This is a genomic window from Wenzhouxiangella marina, from assembly GCF_001187785.1.
Taxonomy (GTDB): domain Bacteria; phylum Pseudomonadota; class Gammaproteobacteria; order Xanthomonadales; family Wenzhouxiangellaceae; genus Wenzhouxiangella; species Wenzhouxiangella marina.
The window spans coordinates 1,314,577-1,333,948 of record NZ_CP012154.1 but is presented as its reverse complement, the minus strand read 5'-3'; the positions used below and the strand labels follow the sequence as shown (position 1 = coordinate 1,333,948).

13 protein-coding genes are annotated in these 19,372 nt (G+C 66.1%); 5 read left to right on the top strand and 8 right to left on the bottom strand.

The genetic code is table 11. The features are described from left to right. Positions 1–24: 24 nt before the first annotated feature. The 3 genes from WM2015_RS05610 to acnD all read right to left on the bottom strand — a co-directional run bounded on the left by WM2015_RS05610 (position 25) and on the right by acnD (position 6,220). On the bottom strand, positions 25–2,253 hold the full coding sequence (locus tag WM2015_RS05610) for a tetratricopeptide repeat protein (protein WP_049725128.1): 2,229 nt from the start codon (positions 2,251–2,253) through the stop codon (positions 25–27). A 32-nt stretch (positions 2,254–2,285) separates the two neighbouring features. After that, a complete protein-coding gene (gene prpF / locus WM2015_RS05605) occupies positions 2,286–3,461 on the bottom strand; it encodes a 2-methylaconitate cis-trans isomerase PrpF (protein WP_049725127.1) in 1,176 nt (391 codons plus the stop codon). A 158-nt stretch (positions 3,462–3,619) separates the two neighbouring features. Beyond that, the gene (gene acnD, locus WM2015_RS05600; RefSeq protein ID WP_049725126.1) at positions 3,620–6,220 is read right to left on the bottom strand and encodes a Fe/S-dependent 2-methylisocitrate dehydratase AcnD; all 2,601 of its coding nucleotides are present in this window, start codon (positions 6,218–6,220) and stop codon (positions 3,620–3,622) included. Positions 6,221–6,302: 82 nt separating this feature from the next. Between acnD and WM2015_RS05595 the strand changes: the two genes are divergently transcribed. Then, positions 6,303–7,055 (top strand): 2OG-Fe dioxygenase family protein, encoded by a 753-nt coding sequence (locus WM2015_RS05595; protein WP_049725125.1) that lies wholly within the window; start codon positions 6,303–6,305, stop codon positions 7,053–7,055. Between the two features lie 139 nt (positions 7,056–7,194). On the opposite strand, the gene WM2015_RS05590 is transcribed toward WM2015_RS05595, so the two are convergent. Further along, a complete protein-coding gene (locus WM2015_RS05590; RefSeq protein ID WP_049725124.1) occupies positions 7,195–8,472 on the bottom strand; it encodes a cyclic di-GMP phosphodiesterase in 1,278 nt (425 codons plus the stop codon). Between the two features lie 166 nt (positions 8,473–8,638). Between WM2015_RS05590 and WM2015_RS05585 the strand changes: the two genes are divergently transcribed. Next, positions 8,639–8,842, top strand: coding sequence for a (2Fe-2S)-binding protein (locus WM2015_RS05585; protein WP_049725123.1), 204 nt, complete (start codon positions 8,639–8,641; stop codon positions 8,840–8,842). A 108-nt stretch (positions 8,843–8,950) separates the two neighbouring features. Then, positions 8,951–9,427, top strand: coding sequence for a bacterioferritin (bfr, locus tag WM2015_RS05580; RefSeq protein WP_049725122.1), 477 nt, complete (start codon positions 8,951–8,953; stop codon positions 9,425–9,427). 55 nt (positions 9,428–9,482) lie between these two features. Here bfr and WM2015_RS05575 read toward each other — a convergent pair whose 3' ends face one another. Together WM2015_RS05575 and pepQ are read right to left on the bottom strand one after the other, a co-directional pair. Beyond that, positions 9,483–14,219 carry an MSCRAMM family protein gene (locus tag WM2015_RS05575; RefSeq protein WP_082169484.1) on the bottom strand — a complete coding sequence of 1,579 codons (4,737 nt, stop codon included), beginning with the start codon at positions 14,217–14,219 and terminating at the stop codon, positions 9,483–9,485. Positions 14,220–14,325: 106 nt separating this feature from the next. Continuing rightward, positions 14,326–15,645 carry a Xaa-Pro dipeptidase gene (gene pepQ / locus WM2015_RS05570; protein WP_049725120.1) on the bottom strand — a complete coding sequence of 440 codons (1,320 nt, stop codon included), beginning with the start codon at positions 15,643–15,645 and terminating at the stop codon, positions 14,326–14,328. A 130-nt stretch (positions 15,646–15,775) separates the two neighbouring features. On the opposite strand from pepQ, the gene cysS reads away from it, so the two are divergent. Both cysS and WM2015_RS05560 read left to right on the top strand, forming a co-directional pair. After that, positions 15,776–17,155: a cysteine--tRNA ligase gene (cysS, locus tag WM2015_RS05565; protein WP_049725119.1), complete on the top strand. Its 1,380-nt coding sequence runs from the start codon at positions 15,776–15,778 to the stop codon at positions 17,153–17,155. After that, complete coding sequence (locus WM2015_RS05560) at positions 17,152–17,571, top strand: SufE family protein (RefSeq protein ID WP_049725118.1); 420 nt, start codon at positions 17,152–17,154, stop codon at positions 17,569–17,571. The genes cysS and WM2015_RS05560 overlap by 4 nt, the downstream gene beginning before the upstream one ends. 128 nt (positions 17,572–17,699) lie before the next feature. On the opposite strand, the gene WM2015_RS05555 is transcribed toward WM2015_RS05560, so the two are convergent. Further along, positions 17,700–18,728 (bottom strand): OmpA family protein, encoded by a 1,029-nt coding sequence (locus tag WM2015_RS05555; protein WP_169751105.1) that lies wholly within the window; start codon positions 18,726–18,728, stop codon positions 17,700–17,702. Positions 18,729–18,870: 142 nt separating this feature from the next. Then, complete coding sequence (gene dksA, locus WM2015_RS05550; protein ID WP_082169483.1) at positions 18,871–19,299, bottom strand: RNA polymerase-binding protein DksA; 429 nt, start codon at positions 19,297–19,299, stop codon at positions 18,871–18,873. Positions 19,300–19,372: the final 73 nt, after the last annotated feature.

Genomic DNA, 19,372 nt, shown 5'->3' with positions numbered 1-19,372 from the left:
CGCGCGCAGCGCCGGACTGACTACTCATTTCAGGCCGAGTCGGGCGGCGTCTTCGCGCAGCTGCTCGGTCATCGCCTCGAGTTCCTCGCGCCTGGCCCCCGGGCATTCGGACAGGATGAAATAGGCCGTGCGGAGCACTTCCCGCCAGCGCGGCTGCCTGGGCAGCTTGGCCAGCTGCAGATAGCGATCCATGGCCCGCGTTCGCAATCGCCCCTCGTCGATCGTCACCCGCCAGATGCCGCTCTGCTCGGCCAGTTCGACGCGGCTCGACCCCGTCTCCCGCTCCCAGGTTTCCAGGCAGCGCACCATCAGCTGGACGAGGTGTTCGCGGAAGCTGGTCTCGTTGGCTTCCTGGACCGGATGCAGCTGGGCCGACAGGGCCTGCAGCTCTTCATCGATGCGCTGCCAGCGAATCCGTAGCTTCTCCGGCAGATCACCCTGCTTCAACTGGGCACGCAACAGTCCGCCGAATTCATCCACCCGCCGGAAGTGCCGGTTGATCATCGGCACCAGGCCATCGTCCATCGCGGCCGGCTGGGCCGGATCCTCGATCACCAGCACCTGCACCTCCTCCTCCAACTCCAGCACCTGGCGTCGAAGCCAGAGCTCCCGTCCCTGATAATCGACCACGATGGGACGATCCGTCGCTTCCGGCAGGCCGTCGGCCAGCGCGTCGCCGAACAGGGCGTCCAGGCCCTGACCGATCGGCGCCTGTTTGCAGCCAAGCTGTTTCATCGCGGCCGAATTGACCAGCAGCACGCGCTGGTCCACACCAATGGCGATCACCGCCGAGTCCGTGGCATCGAGCATGCCCGACAGGCGTTCGCTCGAGGTTCTCAGCGCGCGCGCGGCATCGCGATAGCGCTCGATCCTCGCCTCCAGGCGGGCCCGGGCCTGGCGCTCGCGACGGCTGCGGCGCCGAAACCACCAGATTGCCGCGATCAACAGCAGCACGAGGATCAGCAGCGACACGGCCGCCACGGCTCGCGTGTTCGCGCGTTCGGAGGCCAGCGCGGCCTGCTGCAGCTGGTTCTCGACCTGCAGCTGGCCGATCCGGTGCTCGGCCTCGGCGACTTCCAGGAGCACGCGGCGGCTGACCAGCTCACGATCGTGGAGGCGCTCGCCATAGGCCACGCGCTCGGCGCTCAGGCGCTTCTGCAGGGCCAGGGCCCGCCCCAGCTCCCCTTCCGCCTCGGCCAGGCCGGCCATCAATTCCAGGCGCGCCAGGCGATCCTCGTCCATCCAGCGCTCCGAGTCGGCCTCCAGTGCTTCGAGGAGCGAACGAGCCTCTCCGAGCCGTCCTCGATCGAGCAGCAGCCGGGCCGAAGTCAACGACCAGCGTGCCGGCAGCCCTTGCTCGGTCTCTGCCGCCAGCGCGGCCATCTCATCGAGGAGACGAGCGGCCTCGTCCAGGGCGCCGTTCGATCGCTCGATTTCGGCCAGCAAGGTGCCCGAGCGACGACGATCCTGCGCGGAGCCGACCCGCTCGAACTGCGCATGAGCCTCCCGTGCCAGCGTCAAGGCTCGGGGCAGCTGGCCCTGGCGATCGGCCAGCAGGGCGATGCTCTCCAGGGTGTGCGCCTCGTTTCGCTGGGCACCCACGACGCGGTGTGCCTCCAGGGCTTCGCCATAGAAGACCTCGGCCTGCCCCGGATCACCCAGGCGAACCAGCAGATCGGCGATATTGCTCAGGGTGGTGCCGATCTGGGCATCGCCCAGTTCGCGCTTCAGTTCCAGGCTGCGCCGATAGGCATCCAGGGCCTCGTCCTCGGCACCCAGGCGACGATAGGCCGAGCCGAGATCGTTCAGGCTGCGGGCTTCGAGTTCGCGGTCCCCGCGGGCGCGCGCCTGCGCCAGCGCCGCGCGGAAGAAGGTCAGGGCATTGGCCGACTGGCCCTGCGCATAGGCCAGAATCCCCTGTTCGCGGGCGAGACGGTACTGGGCCTGCCAGTCATCGGCAAAGCCCTGCGAGCGCTGGATCGCCTCGTGCAGAGACAGCGCACGATCGTGATCACCGTGCAGACGGGCCAGGATGGACAGCTGGAACAGGGCACGCCGCTCGTCGGGCGCATCGCCGCGCCCGCGGGCCTCGGCCAGTTCGCGCTGGCAGATCGCCTCGGCCTCGGCGTGATGCGACTGGCGAGCCTCCACGCAGTCCGGCGCCGTCGGCTCCTCGTGCTGGGCCAGGGCCCATGGCGCAAGCAGGACGCCGACCAGGGCGACGATCCCGAGAACGGCCGGGCGCAGTGACACCTCAGCCTCGCTCGTCAGTGAGCGGAATGGATTCACTCGGGCGCTGGCACCCGCACCCGCCCCTCCATCAGTACGCGCGCGCTGCGGCTCATGCTGACCTTTTCGATCGTCCACCGGGCACCGTCGCGGCGCGCTTCGGCGCCGACCTTGAGGGTCCCGGAAGGATGGCCGAAGCGGACGCTGTTGCGATCGCCGCCACCGGCCGCCTCGTTGACCAGGGTGCCCGGCACGGCCGCTGCCGAGGCGATGGCCACGGCCGCCGTGCCCATCATGGCGTGGTGCAGCTGGCCCATGGACATGGCGCGGACGTTGAGGTCGATGTCCTCGGCCGCCACCGCCTTGCCGCTGGATGCCACATAGGCCTTCGGACCGGCCACCCAGGCGATCTTGGGCGTGTGCTGCCGCGTGGCCGCGTCTTCGACGCGTTCGATCAGGCCCATGTGGACGGCACCCAGGGCTCGAATCCGCTCGAGGCGCGCGAGGATCTCGGGGTGATCGTTGATCGCGCCCTGCAGCTCCGTGGCCGTGAAGCCGAGGTCCTCGGCGCGGAAGAACAGGGTCGGGATGCCGGCGTTGATGCAGGTGACGGCCAGACGCCCCTCACCGGGCACCTCCAGCTCGTCGACGAGTTCGCCGGTGGGGAACAGGGCCCCTTCCCCGTCGGCGGGCCGGATGAAGTCGATCTGGACCTCGGCGGCGGGAAAGGCCACGCCATCGAGTTCGAAGTCGCCGGTTTCCTGAACCTCGCCATGGCGGATCGGCACGTGGGCGACGATCGTCTTCTCGATATTGGCCTGCCAGATCCGGACTTCGCAGATGCCGTCGCTCGGAATGCGATCGGCATCGACGAGACCGTTGGCGATGGCGAAGGAACCGACGGCGGCGGTCAGATTGCCGCAGTTGCCCGACCAGTCGATGACGGGCCGATCGATCGCGACCTGACCGAACAGGTAGTCGACGTCGTGGCCCTCGCGCTCCGAGCGCGACAGAATGACCGTCTTCGAGGTGCTTGAAGTCGCCCCGCCCATGCCATCGGTGTGCTTCTTGTAGGGATCCGGTGAACCGATCACCCGGAGCAGCAAGGCATCGCGATCCGGCCCCGGCGCCTGAGCAAAGTCGGGCAAGTCCTCCAGACGAAAGAAAACCCCCTTGCTCGTGCCCCCACGCATGTAGGTGGCCGGAATCCTCAGTTGCGGTGCGTCGTTCATCGATGCTCAACCTGAAAAAGATTGGAACACGAAGGACACGAAGAATTCACGAAGAAAAAGAAAGCAAGACGCTGAACGCTGCCCCACTTGAATCCATTCTTCGTGACCTTCGTGCCCTCCTTCGTGTGCTTCGTGTTATTCGCTTTTGATTCAGCCGATCAAGCGGCGTCGGAGGCTTCGAGGAAGTCCTGGGCGAAGCGCTGCAGCACGCCGCCGGCGGCGTAGATGCTCACTTCCTCGGCCGTGTCGAGGCGGCAGATCACCGGCACTTCATCGATCTGTCCATCGGCGCGGTGGATCCGCAGCGTGAGTCGGGCCCCTGGCGCGGGTTCACCGACCACGTCGTAGCTTTCCGTGCCGTCGAGACCCAGGGTCTTCTGATCGGTGCCGCCCTCGAACTGCAGGGGCAGCACGCCCATGCCGATCAGGTTGGTCCGATGGATGCGCTCGAAGCCCTCGGCCACGATCGCCTCGACGCCCGCCAGGCGCACGCCCTTGGCGGCCCAGTCGCGCGAGGAGCCCTGCCCGTAATCGGCGCCGGCGATGATGATCAGGGGCTGCTTGCGCTCCATGTAGGTCTCGATCGCATCCCACATGCGCATCACCTTCCCATCGGGCTCCAGGCGGGTCAGGGAACCCTGCTTGACCTCGCCATCGACCACCGCCATGCGGTTGATCAGACGCGGGTTGGCAAAGGTCGCACGCTGAGCCGTCAGGTGATCGCCGCGGTGGGTGGCGTAGGAGTTGAAGTCCTCCTCGGGCACGCCCATTCGGGTCAGGTACTCGCCGGCCGCGCTGTCGGCCAGGATGGCATTCGAAGGCGAGAGATGGTCGGTGGTGATGTTGTCCCCCAGCACCGCGAGCGGGCGCATGCCGGTCAAGGTGCGCTCGGCGGCCAGGGCGCCCTCCCAGTACGGCGGGCGGCGAATGTAGGTGCTCTGGGGACGCCAGTCGTAGAGCGGGTCGACCTTCTTCACGCGCTTGAAGGTCTTGCCGAACATCGGCTCGTAGACCTTGCGGAACTGCTCGGGCTTGACCGACCGGGCGACGATCTCGTCGATCTCCTCGTCGCTGGGCCACAGGTCCTTGAGGGTGATGTCGCGTCCCTCGGCATCCTTGCCCAGCACGTCCTTTTCGATATCGAAGCGGATGCTGCCCGCGATGGCGTAGGCCACCACCAGAGCCGGTGAGGCCAGGAAGGCCTGCTTGGCGTAGGGGTGAATCCGACCATCGAAGTTCCGGTTGCCCGACAGCACGGCCACGGAGTAGAGGTCACGGTCGATGATCTCCTGCTGGATCGCCGGATCGAGGGCACCGCTCATGCCGTTGCAGGTCGTGCAGGCGAAGGCGACCACGCCGAAGCCGAGCTTCTCCAGCTCGTCGAGCAGGCCCGCCTCTTCCAGATACAGCTTGACGGCGATGGAGCCCGGCGCGAAGGAGGACTTGACCCAGGGCTTTCTGAGCAGGCCGAGCTCGTTGGCCTTCTTCGCCAGCAGGCCCGCCGCGATCACGTTGCGGGGGTTGGAGGTGTTGGTGCAGCTGGTGATGGCGGCGATGATGATCGCGCCGTCCGGCATGCGGCCATCCTCGGGCAGCTCGTAGGGCCCGGCGATGCCGCTTTCGGCCAGATGGCTGGTGCCCACCCGCTTGTGCGGGCTGGTCGGACCGGCCACGTTGCGCTCGACCGTCGACAGATCGAAGCTCAGGGTACGCTCGTATTCAGCGGTCCTGATGTCATCGGCCCAGAGGCCGGTGTGGCGAGCGTAGTCTTCGACCAGCTTGACGCGCGCGTCCTCACGGCCGGTCAGGGTCAGGTAGTCGATGGTCTGCTGGTCGATATGGAACATCGCCGCCGTCGCACCGTACTCGGGCGTCATGTTCGAGATCGTCGCGCGGTCGCCCACGGTCAGGGCGGCTGCACCCTCACCGAAGAATTCCAGCCAGGCGCCGACGACGCGCTCCTTGCGCAGGAACTCCGTCAGGGCCAGCACGATGTCCGTGGCGGTGATGCCCGGCTGGGGTCTGCCCGTCAGTTCGACCCCGACAATGTCCGGAAGACGCAGGTAGGAGGCGCGGCCGAGCATGACGTTTTCCGCTTCCAGGCCGCCCACGCCGATGGCGATCACGCCGAGGGCGCAGACGTGTGGCGTGTGGCTGTCGGTGCCGACCAGGGTGTCGGGAAAGGCCACGCCGTCGCGCGTCTCGACCACGGTGCACATCCGCTCCAGATTGATCTGATGCATGATGCCGTTGCCCGGGGGAATGACATCGACGTTGTCGAAGGCTTCCCTGGTCCAGTTGATGAAATCGAAGCGGTCGGCATTGCGACGGTCTTCGATGGCCCGGTTCTTCTCGAAGGCGTCCTTCTCGAACCCGGCGTGCTCGACGGCCAGGGAATGGTCGACGATCAGCTGCACCGGCACGACCGGGTTGACCTGGGCCGGGTCACCGCCCTTGTCGGCGATGGCATCGCGCAGGCCGGCCAGGTCGACGAGGGCGGTCTGTCCGAGGATGTCGTGGCAGACGACCCGCGCCGGGAACCAGGGAAAGTCCAGGTCGCGCTTGCGCTCGATGATCTGGCGCAGGGAGGCCTCGAGCTGCTCCGGCGGACAGCGCCGGACCAGGTTTTCGGCCAGCACGCGCGCCGTGTAGGGCAGTTTCGCCCAGGCGCCCGCCTGCAGTTCGTCGACCGCCTCGCGGGCATCGTAGTAGTCGAGTTCGGTGCCTGGCAGGCGCTTGCGGTATCGCGTGTTGCTCATATCGAAAAAGGCCGGATTCGAAAGTGCTCATGATAAAGGATTCGGCCCCACGCTCGGCGCCATCATCCGCTAGGCTTCCCGAATGAAACTGAAGATCGAACCGCCCTGGACCCGGATCGAGGCCCTCGACCGAACCCTGTCGGAGACCGGCTACGCCCTGCTCGACCCACAGGGTGTTCGGGCGTGGTCCGGCCTCAGCCAGGGCGAGCTGGATATGCTTCTGCCCTTCTGGGACCGCCTGCCACCGGATCCGCACCTGCGCGACGGCGGTCGCTACCGGCGCCGGCGGCATGGCTGCTATATCGCCTCGGAATCGGGCCTTCAGCTGGCCCCGCATCGCGCCCACTGGCAACCTCTGGCCTACAACGCCCTGCATGGCGGGATGCGGCGCTGGTTCGAGCCCCTGGAAGAGGACATGCTGGGTCAGGCGGCCTGGTCCAGGCTGATCGAACGGGTTGCCGAACAGGCCAGCCGACTGCACGGATCCGGAACCTGGTTTCTCGAGGCCCACCCCTTCCGGATCGACACCACCGATGGCATCGGCCGACCCACGCCCGAAGGCGCGCATCGCGACGGCGTCGACCTGGTGGCCGTGTTCATGCTCAAGCGCCATGCAATCAAGGGCGGCGAGAGCCGGGTCTTCGACGCGGACGGTCCCAACGGCCTGCGCTTCACCCTCGACCGGCCCTGGTCATTGCTGCTGCTTGACGATCGGCGCGTGATCCATGAATCCACGCCGATCCAGCCCCTGGTCAACGGTGAACTGGGCTGGCGCGACACCCTGGTCGTGACCTGTCGCGCGAAGGGCTTTCAGGGGGACAAGGAGACGGACTGAACGCAGGCTGGCCAATCCACAGCGAGAACGCAGGAGGAAGCGCACGTTCACCGCCTGGCCAGGGACGGCCCGGCGCGGGTGAAGTGGTCAATCGTGGCGTCCGAAGGCTTCGTGTTCGAGGCAGTCGCAGCCGCGCCTCTCAGAACTGGGCGATCAGTTCCCGGACCTTCACCCCACGCGCCCCATCGGGGAGGACCTCGGCCACGCGGAGGCACTCCGGACCCTGCTCGAGCTTGAGCTGGTGGAGATCGAGCTCGTCGCCCAGGCGATGGCCGCCGTTGCCATCCGAGCGAACGCGACGCACCAGCGGATACAGGCCTCGACCCGAGCGCGCTTCGAGCACGACGGCCAGCTCGTCATCGGTCAGCCGGACCAATGTGCCGTAGGCGACCCAGCCCATAAGTCGAATGAAGACCTCGACCAGGTTGCCATCGAACTGGCGACCACGCTCCTTGTAGAGAATTCCCAGCGCTTCGTGGTGGGACCGGGCCGGGTCGTAGACTCGATCGGAGGTAATGGCGTCATAGGCGTCGATGATGGACACGAGGCGCGCGAGATCCGGAATCTCATCGCCGGACAAGGCATCGGGATAGCCGCGCCCGTCCGGACGTTCATGGTGATGTCGGACGGCCATGCGCACTTCGTCGCTGACGTCCGGGTCGGACTTGAGCATCTGAAAGCCCAGCATCGAATGGGCCTTGACGTGCTCGAACTCACGATCGGTCAGGCGTCCCGGCTTGTTGAGAATCCGCTGGCTCAAACGGGTCTTGCCGAGATCATGCAGGAGACCGGCAAGACCGGCCTCCTCGACCTTCTCGCGTTCCCAACCCGCCGCATGGGACAGGGCGATGCACAGGATGGCCACGTTGATGCAGTGCTGGGCGGTGTACTGGTCCGCCTCCTTGATCCGGATCAGCCAGGCCAGGGCCGCGACGTTCTCGCTGAGGCTACCGGCAATGTCACCGATCACGCCCCGGGCGCCCTCCACGTCGATCTCGCCGTCGCCGGAAAAATCCGCGACCAGACGGTCGACTTCACTGGCCAACCCCGTGTAGAGCTTCTTGGACTCGGCCAGGGTCTCCCGGGTGATGCGCTGTTCGCGGGCCGCTTCGCAGCGCCGCACCTGCTTATCGCTAAGGCCCTTGCTCTGGTACTGGAAGGCGCCGTAGCCCTGCGCCGGTCGGTACTTGTTGGGGCTGCGATCGAGGTCGATGTCGACCCACTCGCAGTGGTCGAGGACCCACTTGCGCTCGGAATCCTGGCTGATCAGGACACCTTCGAGGGGAAACGGCGTCTCGCGCCAGGGAAGGCTCATGCGGACGACAAAGTGCCCCAGCTGCAGATCGCGCGGGCGAATCCGCATCAGATAGCCCTCCAGACCGGCGTCCAGGGCCACGTTGAGTTTGTCTAGCTCCATGTCAGCCTCGACTTCCCCCTGTGCGTGATCAGGATGAGAGCCGGATCACACCACCTACTGGCCTGACAGTACACCACCGAACCCTGCCCTGTCGACAGAATCCCGCCCGATTCGAGTCGACGAAGGCAATTGTTGACAATGATTATCATTGCGATAAACTGAGCCCATGTACGTTTGCGTCTGCAATGCGATCAAGGTCGACACCCTGAGCACCCTCGCCTCGGAAGGGCTCAGCTTCGAGGAAATCCGCGCCCTCACCAATTGCTCCAACTGCTGCGGCAGCTGCGAGGAGTTCGCCCAGTCCGTGGTCGAACGGGCGCACCAGCAGGCCGGCTCGAGCCCGCGGCTTCCCGTTCACGTCCTGCGCTGAGCCCGCTTCGTTTCGGGCACGGATCCGTGCTGGAGCGTCTTTCTGCTGCCCGAGGTCAGGGCTTTGCTACCATGGCCTCTCCTTCCCGACAGAAAGCGTGAGCGCACCATGAAAGGCGAAAAATCCGTCATCGAATCCCTCAATCGTGCCCTGAAGGCCGAACTGACCGCCATCAACCAGTATTTTCTCCACTCGAGAATGCTCGAGGACTGGGGCCTCGATCGCCTTGCCCACAAGGAATACGAAGAGTCGATCGACGAGATGAAGCACGCCGACGAGCTGATCAAGCGCATCCTGTTCCTGGAAGGCCTGCCGAACCTTCAGGACCTGGGCCGCCTGCGGATCGGAGAGACGCCGAAGGAAGTGATCGAATGCGATCTGGCGCTGGAACTCGAAGCGATCCCGATGTATCGCGACGCCGTCGAACACGCCGAGAAAGTCCGCGACTACATCAGTCGTGACCTGTTCCAGAAGATCCTCGACGATGAAGAAGAACACGTCGACTGGCTGGAGACGCAGCTGGATCTGATCGAGCGCATCGGCGAACAACGCTACCTGCAGTCACAGATGGGCAAGCACGACTGAGCCCCGAAACCTTCGGCACCCGCGGCGCTTCTGGCCGCGGGTGCCGAATCGAACACTACTGCTGGAAGCGATCCAGGAAGATCGAATCCGGCACATCGAGCACGAAATCGATGCCCGTCACCTGCCCCGAGGCCGGCACGTTTACCGAAGTCCCGTCCAGGGGGTCGCAATTCCCGTCGCAAGGCTGATCACCCAGGGTCACATCCGCCAGACCCAGGACGTTGCGCGTGTGCGCGAAGTAATCGCCCGCCGGCAGTCCGGAGACCCGATAGAAGCCCAGGGAATCGCTTCTCGCCGAGCCGACCGCCCGCCCCTGTCCATCGAAGAACAGGACCTCTACCTGCACCAGCGGCTGGTTGTCGGCATTGCGCACATGGCCGGCCACGCCTGCGCCCTTGTCGAGGGCGAAATCGAAGCCGCCGACATCGATGCCGTTCAGGTCCACGATGGTCCCCAGGGAAAGATCGCAGTCGAGGGGGCAGTCGACGTCAGGATAGAGCTCGTTGATGTAGTTGTCGTCCACGCCGCGCTGCGTGCCGCTGGCCGTGGAGACGTAGTACTGACCGTCCGGCAGGCTGCCGTCGGTCCGGTAGTCCCCCAGGCCGTCGGTGACGCCGCTGGCGGCGACGCGGCCATCCAGAGTCCGGACATAGACGGTGGCACCGACGATCGGTGAGCCGCTCTGGGCGTCGGTCAGACGACCGCTGAGCGACGCGCCGCGCGACAGAGCCAGACCGATACCACTCGATGCACCCCGACCGACCACGCGACCACCGCCGAGGGTGATCGGCGTGCCCAGGGCAGGAATGTCGCAGGCACCACCCGGACAGGGCACGCCGGCAAACAGTTCATCGATCAGGCCCAGGTCGTTTTCGATCAACACGAAGTAGCTGCCGTCGGCCAGGCCATCGAAGCGCCAGATCCCGCTCGAGATCGCGACCGAGTCGAGCTCGATCCCGTTTTCGTCGAGCAGACGGGCGGTCCCGGAAATCAGCGGATTGCCGAACTGGTCGGTGGCCGATCCGGAGATGCTGCCGCCGGCAGTCAGCGCGAAGTCGATGCCCGGAACGCTGGCGCCCGCCACTGCCACGGTGCTGCCACCGGCCAGAGGACAAGGCAGGGGCGAACAGCTGCTGCCCCCGTAGACCTGGTCCACGAAGCCACCGGTATTGGTCGTCCGCAGTCGATAGCTGCCATTCTCCAGGCCGCCGATGCTGTAGTTGCCCGCTGCATCGGTCTGGGCCCGGCCGGCGATGAAGCCCGACAAGTCGTAGGCCACGACCTCGACCACCGCCAGGGGTGAGCTGCCATCGGTCACCTGACCGCTGATCGCTCCACCGGCCGGCAGATTGAAGTTGATCGAGCCCACCGAAACACTGCCAGCGATCGTCACGGCATCGCCATTGAGGATGTCGCAGTAGCCGCTGCAGTTGTTGTCGTCCCAGAGCTGGGAGACGTGACCGGGCACGTTGCCGATCCGAACGAAGAAGTCGCCATCGGGTAGCTGGTCGATCTCGTAGTTGCCGGACGGGTTGGTCGGCTGTTGATAGACCGGCACACCGCTGGCGTTGTAGACCTGGGCAATGGCCCCCACGGCCGGGCTGCCGCCGGCCAGCACGTTGCCGCTGACCGAAGCACCCGGCGCCAGATCGAGGACATTGCCAGCCGAGGTGGACCCGGCCGTGATCGTCACGACGCTGCCATTGAGCCCATCGCAGGCGCTCGGGCAAGGCGTGCCGCCGAGGGTCTGGTCCACGTAGCCCGGGGTGTCGCGGGTGACGAGGTGGTAATCACCGGCCGCGAGGGCTTCGAACTGGAACTCGCCATTGGCATCGCTCGTTGCCTCGAAGGCCACCGCGCCGCGCGCATCGAGCAACTGGACGCGAACGCCCGAGAGCTTGGTCGCCGGTACCAGACGGTCATGCACTTCACCGCTGATGAGGGCGCCAGGCTGCAGGTCGAGGTTCAGACCGCTGACGCTCGAGCCGGGGCTCAGAACGATCGGATCACCGCGCCGCACCTGGCAGGCCGAACCCACGCAGGCTTCGGACACATAGAGCACGTCGGCGTGTCCGAAGGGGTTGCGGGTGCGCAGGTAGAACTCACCGGCCGCCAGGCTGTTGAACTCGAAGCTGCCATCGGCGGCCGACAGGGTGGTTCCGAGCAGGTTGCCAATCGCGCCGTAGACCTCCACGGTCACGTTCGCGATGGGCCCGCCGCTCAAGGTCACCGTCCCGGACAGGGCAGCGGATTGAACGAGACTGAAATCGATGCCCGGGGTCACCACCGTTTCGGTGACGGGCACGGGAGTGCCGGTGACGGGATCACAGAAGGGATTGCAGGAGGCACCGGCGTGCAGCTGGTCCTGGTAGCCGATCAGGTTGCGGGTGCGCAGGAAATAGTTGCCGGTCGGCAGGCCTTCGATCCGGTAGTTTCCGGCCACATCGGTCGGTGCCGAGGCGAGCAGTTGGCCAAGGCCATCGTAGGCTTCCACCACCACACCGGGCAGGCCGGAGAGGCTGCCGGCGTCTTCCACATTGCCTTCGATCCGGCCGCCCTGGCGGAGATTGAAATCGACGTTGGCGATGTCACTGCCCGCGATGGTCAGGCCGGTCCCGGCGCCGGTCAGATTGCACTGCAGACGCAGGCAATCCAGGCCGTTGTAGGCCTGATCGACGTAGTTGTCCCCGAACGGGGTCAGGTTGCGCGTGCCATAGGTCGACACGAAGAAGGTACCGGCCGGGAAGCCCGTGCGGCTGCGGTAGCGGCCTTCGCCATCCAGGGGGCTGAAACCGGCGTAGTTGCCGGAGGCACCGTAGAGGGAAATGATCTGACTGCGGCCGGCGGCGACGATATCGGGCGCCTGCAGGGTCAGGCTGTCTCGAACCTGGCCCGAGATGACCGGCCCACGTGGCAGGGTCGCCGAGATGCCCGGCAGGGTCGTGCCGGCGGTCACGAAGACCGTGGGCAGCAGACTCTGATCGCAGGAACCGCGCGGACAGGGCTGGCCGCCGAAGGACATGTCGATCAGGCCGAGATGGGAACTGGTCCCGAAGGTGGCCTTGTAGGACCCGGGCATCAGGCCATCGAGGGTGTAATTGCCGAACTCGTCGCTCAGGCCCTGATCGGCCAGCTGGCCGGCAAAGGGGCCGGAGGCGACCCAGAGTTCGAGACGAGGCACGAACACGAAGCCCAGCACGGCCGTGCTGACCTGGTCGACGAGCTGCCCGCTCAGGGCGCCGCCGATGGCCAGATCGATATCGACGCCACTCACGGTCCCGACCGCCGGCACCGAAATGGGATCACCGAAATCGCCGCAGCGTGATGCCGGGCAATTGACGTTGCCGAGGAAACCGCGCTGCAGGCCAGGCGTAATCGCATGGTCCGGGTCTGCCGACACGAAGAACGTGCCCTCGGTCAGGCCTTGCGCGGTGAAGTTACCCGCGGCATCGGTCAGGGTCGAGACCCCGCCCTGCAGGCTGTTGAAGACCCGGACGAAGGCCCCTTCGACCGGCGTGCCGTCACTGAGCCGGCGGATGGTGCCGGACACGGTGCTGCCGGGCTGCAGATCGAAATCCAGGACCTGCGGAGCCGCACCCAGGGCAATGGTGGAGCCGACCTCGATGGAACAGGCGCTGCCGAAGCAATCCACGCCGGGGTAGACCTGGCCCAGGCGGCTCGGATGGGTCACGACGATCCGATAGTCCGTGGCCCGCAGGCTGTCGAACTGGTAGGCGCCGCCGGCATCGGTCTGCGCCGTCCACAGCGTGGCGCCATCGACCGACTGAATCTGCACCAGGGCCTGCTCGAGCGGGGTCAGACCATCGGCTTCGAACACCTGCCCGGACAGACCGAAGCCGGCACCGAGCTGGAAGTCGAAGACCGTCGGCGAGCTGGTGTCGGTGAGCGCCACGAAAGCCACCGGCAGGTCACGGCATTCGAGCTGACAGGGCTGGCCATCGTGCAGTTCACCGATCAGGCCCGAGCCCGCGGGCGCTTCGGCAAAGACGCGGTACTCACCCGGCGGCAGCGCCTCGCTGGTGGAATAGCTGCCGTCGGGGGCGGTGCTGCCGAGGGTGCGGACGTTGCGGTTCCTCGAAACCAGCCAGACCCGGGCATTCTGCACGGCCGCCGTGGAGGTGTCGGTCACCGTGCCCGTCAGGCGCACCCCGCGTTGCAGCTCGAAGTCATGGGTGCTGACCGTGCCGTCGCCGACTTCGATGATGTCCCCGGCGTACCAGGGCGAACACAGATTGGCGTCGACGCAGGTTTGACCGGGCCAGGCTTCCTTCACGTGTTCCGGATGGCTGCGTGTCTGCAGCACGTATTGCCCCGGCGGCACGGCCAGGCTGTAGCTGCCGTCGGGCTGCAGGGCGGCCGAGAAGCTGTTGAAGGTCCCGACGCCGAACGGGATGGCGGTGACCTGCCCCTGCGTCACGGGCGTCAGGGTGCCCGCTTCCCGCACCGTTCCCTGCAAGGTGCCGAACGGACCCTGAACGGAGCCAGAGCGCCCCAGGCCAGCATCATCCGGACCCTGCGCCAGGATCTCCTCGAGCTGTGACATGGCCCGCGGCGACAGCGGGATCAGCCCCCGCTCGACCTGCATCAGCATCTCGGCCGCACGATGGACACGGTCGCGTGCATCGTCGACCTGCCCTCGTTCGGCCCCGGATCCGCTCAGGGTTTCCTGCCACAGGCGCTGCGCCTCCAGATCGGCCAACGCGGTATCGAACTGCGCCGCGCACAGGCCAGGCGCCAGAACAAGCGCGAAAACAAGTGCAAGCTGCTTCATCTAAGCCTCCAGAATGACGCGGAGGGGTTCCGCGTCGCATCGATTCTTGGTTCCCCTATCTACAAGCAGTACGAAATCCAGCCCTGAAACACGCCAGACGATTCCCTCAATCGTCGAGGAAGCGTCGGGTGAAGTTGACCGGATCGCCCTCGGTGACCAGCACATCGTCTTCGATGCGGATGCCACCGAAGGGAATCAGGGCGTCGATGCCCTGCCAGTCGATGTGCTCGGCGTGGGCGCTCTCGCGCAGACGGTCCAGCAGCATCGGAATGAAGTAGAGCCCGGGCTCGACCGTGACCACATTGCCGGCCTCCAGGGTTCGGGTCAAGCGCAGCGCCGGATAGGCCTCCGGCGGCGGCAGGGGCGTGCCGTCGGGACTGAGCTTGCCGGCCACATCGTGCACCTGGATGCCGAGGAAGTGCCCGAGCCCGTGCGGCAGGAAGTGACTGCTCACGCCCGTCTCGACCATGGCGTCGGGCGACATGCGCACCAGGCCGGCATGTTCCAGCACACCGGCCACGCCCAGATGCGCCTCGCGGTGCAGATCGACGTAGCTCTGGCCCGCCCGCATGCGATTGCAGAGGCGCTGCTGCACATGGTCCATGGCCTCGATCAGATCATCGAAGTCGCTGCCCTCGGGCGCCGTCCAGGTGCGGGTGATGTCGGCGGCGTAGCCATGGCAGTCCGCGCCGGCATCGATCAGGAAGCTCTTCAGTTGTTCGGGTCGCGTCGGCGAGCGGTGCTGATAGTGGAGCACGGCCGCGTGCTCGTTCAGGCAGACGATGTTGTTGTAGGGCATGTGATCCTGATCCTGGCCGGCGGCGGCGAGATAGGCCAGGTGGATCTCCAGCTCACTGGCGCCGGACTCGAAGGCACGTGCGGCCGCGCGATGGGCTCCTGCGGCAATCCGGTTGGCCTCGCTGATGCACTCCCGCTCCCATGCCGTCTTGCGCGTTCGGACTTCGTCGAGTCGCTGGATGAGCGCGGGGGGATTGAGATCCGCGTTCTCGACCAGGGCCGCCAGATCGCGCTCATGGCCGATGACGGCCAGCGAGCGATGCTCCGAGAATCGCGCATGCCATTCCTCGGCGCTGCGCACGATGTGCAGATCGAACTCACCGCCCCACCAGTCGGCCGGCGCGGCCGGCGGGACGTGCCAGTAATCGTCCGGTTGGCAGAACCACAGTCGCGGCGTCTGCCCGACCCGGATCTCGAGCAGGGAATCGACGGCGAAGGGCTGCGGCACCCAGGCTACGAAGGGCGCGTTCGCGCGGAACGGCGGATGATGATCATCGAACAGGCGCATCTCCGGGCGCCCGGAATGGATCAACAGCGCGTCGTAGCCCAGCTCGCTCAGGATGTGGTCGGTGTCGTGCCGGCGCGATTCGATGTGACGGGAAAACAGCAGGGCATTGCGGTCGGGCATGGAGAACTCCGGATTGCGTTAGACTTGCCAATCCCCGAATTGTAGCGTTTCGGCCACCCGGCCCGTTCCCCTCGTGAATCGACCGACGTCCTCGTGAGCCGACCCTGATCCGACCCGAACCGACCCGAACATGAGCATCCAGATCTACAACACCCTGACGCGCCGCAAGGAAGCCTTCGAGCCGCTCGATCCCGAACGCGTGACCCTGTACGCCTGCGGCCCGACGGTCTACAACTACGCCCACATCGGCAACGCGCGCCCGGCGGTCATCTTCGACCTGCTGCGCCAGGTGCTCGAGCGCCGCTATCCCCAGGTCGTCTACGCGCGGAACATCACCGACGTGGACGACAAGATCAACCAGTCGGCCGCCGATCAGGGCGTCTCCATCGACGTGATCTCGAAGCGCTACACCGAGGCCTATCACGAGGACATGGATGCGCTGGGCGTCCAGCGGCCGACGGTCGAGCCGCGCGCGACCGATCACATCGACGGGATCATCGCCATGATCGAGCGTCTGATCGACGGCGGCCACGCCTACGAGGCCGAGGGTCACGTGCTCTTCGACGTCGAGAGCTTCGCCGACTACGGCCAGCTGTCCCGGCGCGACATGCGCGAGATGATTGCCGGTGCGCGGGTCGAAGTCGCCCCCTTCAAGCGCAACCCCGCCGATTTCGTGCTCTGGAAGCCGTCCAGCGAAGACCAGCCGGGCTGGGACAGTCCCTGGGGCCGTGGCCGCCCGGGCTGGCACATCGAATGCTCGGCCATGAGCGCGGCCCATCTGGGCGAGGTCATCGACATCCACGGCGGCGGCCAGGATCTGATCTTCCCGCACCACGAGAACGAGATCGCCCAGAGCCGCTGCGCGCATGGCAGCGAGCGCTTCGCCCGCTACTGGATGCACAACGGCTTCGTGACCGTCGAGAAGCGGAAGATGTCCAAGAGCCTGGGCAACACCCTGATCGTGCACGAACTGCTCAAGCAGTGGCCGGGCGAGGCCCTGCGCTACGTGCTGCTGTCGGCGCACTATCGCCAGCCGCTGGACTGGTCGGACGCGGTGCTGGAACAGGCCGTCACGACCCTCGATCGGCTCTATGGCCTGCTCCGCGATCACCCAGCCAAAACCGCTGCGAAGGTCGAGCCGGATCCGGACGTGGTCGCGGCCCTCGAGGATGATCTGAACACGCCGACGGCCCTGGCCGCCCTGAACGGCCTGGCCAGAGAACTCGCTCGCGCCGAAGAGGCCCGGCGCCCGGCGCTGGCCGCCCGCCTGCGTGCCAGTGGCGCCCTGCTGGGCCTGCTGCAGGCCGTCCCCGACGCCTGGTTCGCCCAGCGCCAGGCCGACACCGACATCGACGAGGCAGAGATCCAGCGCCTGATCGAGGCCCGGAAGCAGGCGCGCGAGAACCGTGATTTTGCCGAGGCCGATCGCATCCGTGATCAGCTCGCCGACCAGGGCATCCTGCTGAAGGACGGACCCGAAGGCACGAGCTGGGAGGTGGCCTCGCGATGAGTACCGATCAGGTCCAGCAGGAGATCATCGACGAATTCAGCCTGTTCGACGACTGGATGGATCGTTATCAGTACCTGATCGACCTGGGGAAAAAGCTGCCCCCGCTCGACCCGGCCGAGAAGACCGAGGATCGGCTGCTCGACGGCTGCCAGTCCCGGGTCTGGCTGGTCAGCGAGGGCGATGCCAGCTCGCTGCACTTCAGAGCGGCCTCCGATGCGGCCATCGTCTCCGGCCTGATCGCCCTGATCCTGCGCATCTACTCCGGGCGCTCGGCCGAGGACATCCTGGCGACGGAACCGAAGTTCATCAAGGCCATCGGCCTGAGTCAGCACCTCTCGCCAACCCGCGCCAACGGCCTCGATGCCATGCTTCGTGCCATTCGCAACGTCGCGACGAGTGCCCAGCAGGCCGGCTGAGCCCGAACTCAGCCAGCGCAGCAATACCACCAGCGCATCAATAACAAAAGAAAAGGCCGGTCCCACCATGGCGGGACCGGCCTCCGTTCAAGCGGACTCGCTCCGTGCCGAAGCCGGAACGGTCGGGATCAACCTTCGCTCTTGCCCATCACCACCAGCTCCACGCGGCGGTTCTGCTGGCGGTTCGAATCCGAGGTATTGGGCACCTTCGGGCGATCTTCGCCGTAGCCACGGACCGACAGGCGATCGGCAGCGATGCCGTGCTCGACCAGGTAGTCGCGGACGGCCTGCGCGCGCTGCTCGGACAGGGTCTGGTTGTAACCGGCAGCACCGAGGTCACAGGTGTGACCGGCGATCTCGATGTGGCTCAGCTGGGTGTGCATGCTCAGCACTTCGACCGCGTCGTTGAGCTCGGCGATGGCGCTGGGCTGCAGACGGGCGGAGTTCAGATCGAAGGTCACGGCCGCGGAGAACTCGAACACCACTTCCGGCTCGGGCTCGGGCTCGGCCTGACGAGCCTGGATCGGCTCCGGCGTCGGCCGGCGGACCGGCTGCGGGGCCGGCTCGGGCATCGGCTCGGGCTGCGGCGCTCGCGCACGCTCACCGATGGCGAAGTTGAAGCCCAGGGTCAGCATGAAATCGTCGAAGCCGGCACCGGTGTTGAAGGTATCGCGGTCGTTGTCATGGCGGTACTCACCTTCCAGACGCATGCTCACGCGATCGGAATAGGTATGGAGCACGCCCAGGCCGACGGAGCCATAGACGTCGCGACCCTTGTCGTAGATGCTCTTGTGATCCTGAATCCCGAGGCCGGCCATGATGTAGGGGCGCGTGTCCTGGCCTTCGCGGAAATGGTAGCGGCCGACGAGGCCGATGGACTGCTGGCGGCTGCTCGTGCCCGGCGTCGCCTCATCGTAGTCGAGCTGGTAGCGGTCGAAGCGCAGATCCACGCTCATCGAGGGCGAGAAGAAGCGACCGATCGACACCCCGTAATGGAGGTCGACGTCGTCGTCGGTCAGACGATCACCATCCGGCCACACCAGACCACCGGCGGCGCCGAAGTACCAGCGATTGTCGTACGGATCGTCCTGGGCCAGGGCCGAGGTCGAGACCAGGCCCAGAGCCAGCGAAACAGCGAGCAAGCGATCGAGTTTCATGGAATACATTCCTTAGCAAGCGGTGTGTCGATTCATGGGCCGGTCCTGCGGCCGACCCCATAGTCCCCGCGACCCGCGCGGGTCCCTGCCAGTGCATGATGCCTCACCACCGGCAGGATGGCAAAGGCGATAGCGCCGGGAATCAGCGGCTGTCGCGCATCTGCTTCTGCTTGAGCTCCCAGCGTTCCTGGGCGTCCAGGCAGAGGGTGGCGTTGGGACGGGCTTCGAGACGGGCCAGACCGATTTCTTCGCCGGTCTCCTCGCAGTAGCCGTAGCTGCCGTCGTCGACGCGGGCCAGGGCCTCGTCGATCTTGCCGAGCAGCTTGCGGTAACGATCGCGGGTGCGGAGCTCCAGGCTGTTTTCCGTCTCACGGCTGGCGCGCTCGGCTTCATCGCCGACGTCGCGAACTTCACCGCGCAGGTTATTGATCGTTTCCTGGGATTCCTCGATCAGGCTGTTGCGCCAATCCAGCAATTTCTGGCGAAAGTACTCCAGCTGCTCGGGGCACATGTATTCCTCGTCCTCGGAGGGCTTGTATCCTTTGGGAAGCTTGATTTGTTTGCTGGACATCGATGGTCGCGGCCTCGCGGTCGGTTGTTGCAAAACCGGGCATTATATAGCCTAAGAATGTCGACCGAGCAAG

Coding starts and splice junctions, on each gene's coding strand:
- prpF (WP_049725127.1), bottom strand. CDS start 3,461: ATGAACGACGCACCGCAACTGAGGATTCCGGCCACCTACATGCGTGGG.
- acnD (WP_049725126.1), bottom strand. CDS start 6,220: ATGAGCAACACGCGATACCGCAAGCGCCTGCCAGGCACCGAACTCGAC.
- WM2015_RS05595 (WP_049725125.1), top strand. CDS start 6,303: ATGAAACTGAAGATCGAACCGCCCTGGACCCGGATCGAGGCCCTCGAC.
- WM2015_RS05590 (WP_049725124.1), bottom strand. CDS start 8,472: ATGGAGCTAGACAAACTCAACGTGGCCCTGGACGCCGGTCTGGAGGGC.
- WM2015_RS05585 (WP_049725123.1), top strand. CDS start 8,639: ATGTACGTTTGCGTCTGCAATGCGATCAAGGTCGACACCCTGAGCACC.
- bfr (WP_049725122.1), top strand. CDS start 8,951: ATGAAAGGCGAAAAATCCGTCATCGAATCCCTCAATCGTGCCCTGAAG.
- WM2015_RS05575 (WP_082169484.1), bottom strand. CDS start 14,219: ATGAAGCAGCTTGCACTTGTTTTCGCGCTTGTTCTGGCGCCTGGCCTG.
- pepQ (WP_049725120.1), bottom strand. CDS start 15,645: ATGCCCGACCGCAATGCCCTGCTGTTTTCCCGTCACATCGAATCGCGC.
- cysS (WP_049725119.1), top strand. CDS start 15,776: ATGAGCATCCAGATCTACAACACCCTGACGCGCCGCAAGGAAGCCTTC.
- WM2015_RS05560 (WP_049725118.1), top strand. CDS start 17,152: ATGAGTACCGATCAGGTCCAGCAGGAGATCATCGACGAATTCAGCCTG.
- WM2015_RS05555 (WP_169751105.1), bottom strand. CDS start 18,728: ATGAAACTCGATCGCTTGCTCGCTGTTTCGCTGGCTCTGGGCCTGGTC.
- dksA (WP_082169483.1), bottom strand. CDS start 19,299: ATGTCCAGCAAACAAATCAAGCTTCCCAAAGGATACAAGCCCTCCGAG.